This is a genomic window from Limosilactobacillus pontis DSM 8475 (assembly GCF_001435345.1).
GTDB lineage: Bacteria > Bacillota > Bacilli > Lactobacillales > Lactobacillaceae > Limosilactobacillus > Limosilactobacillus pontis.
On the sequence record NZ_AZGO01000042.1, the window covers coordinates 1 to 445 of the forward strand.

Annotated in this window: 3 tRNA genes; all 3 read left to right on the forward strand. The window is 51.2% G+C overall.

The annotated features are described in order from the left end of the window. Positions 1 to 103 precede the first annotated feature (103 nt). The 3 genes from FD34_RS03435 (at position 104) to FD34_RS03445 (ending at position 352) form a co-directional block, all read left to right on the forward strand. Positions 104 to 195, forward strand: a tRNA-Ser gene (locus FD34_RS03435). Between the two features lie 5 nt (positions 196 to 200). Beyond that, a tRNA-Glu gene (locus FD34_RS03440) sits at positions 201 to 272 on the forward strand. A gap of 7 nt (positions 273 to 279) precedes the next feature. Then, a tRNA-Val gene (locus FD34_RS03445) sits at positions 280 to 352 on the forward strand. Positions 353 to 445: the final 93 nt, after the last annotated feature.

The window sequence follows — 445 nt, forward strand, 5'->3', positions numbered from 1 at the left end:
CACGCCGAAAGTAGTTGGGGGATCGCTCCCTGCGAGGATAGGACGTTGCCACGCTAACACAAACTTTGGCACCTGGTTCTTGATGTGCCAGGGTTTGGATATTGGAGAGTTGTCCGAGTTGGCCGAAGGAGCAGCATTGGAAATGCTGTATACGGGTTAAAGCCTGTATCAAGGGTTCGAATCCCTTACTCTCCGTTGATGACCCGTTAGTCAAGTGGTTAAGACACCAGCCTTTCACGCTGGTATCGTGGGTTCAAATCCCGCACGGGTCACTCTTTTGGAGGATTAGCTCAGTTGGGAGAGCGTCTGCCTTACAAGCAGAGGGTCACAGGTTCGAGCCCTGTATCCTCCATTGCAACTTAATTGTTGCATATATAGCAAACATACGATGGCTCGGTAGCTCAGTTGGTAGAGCAACGGATTGAAGCTCCGTGTGTCGGCGGTT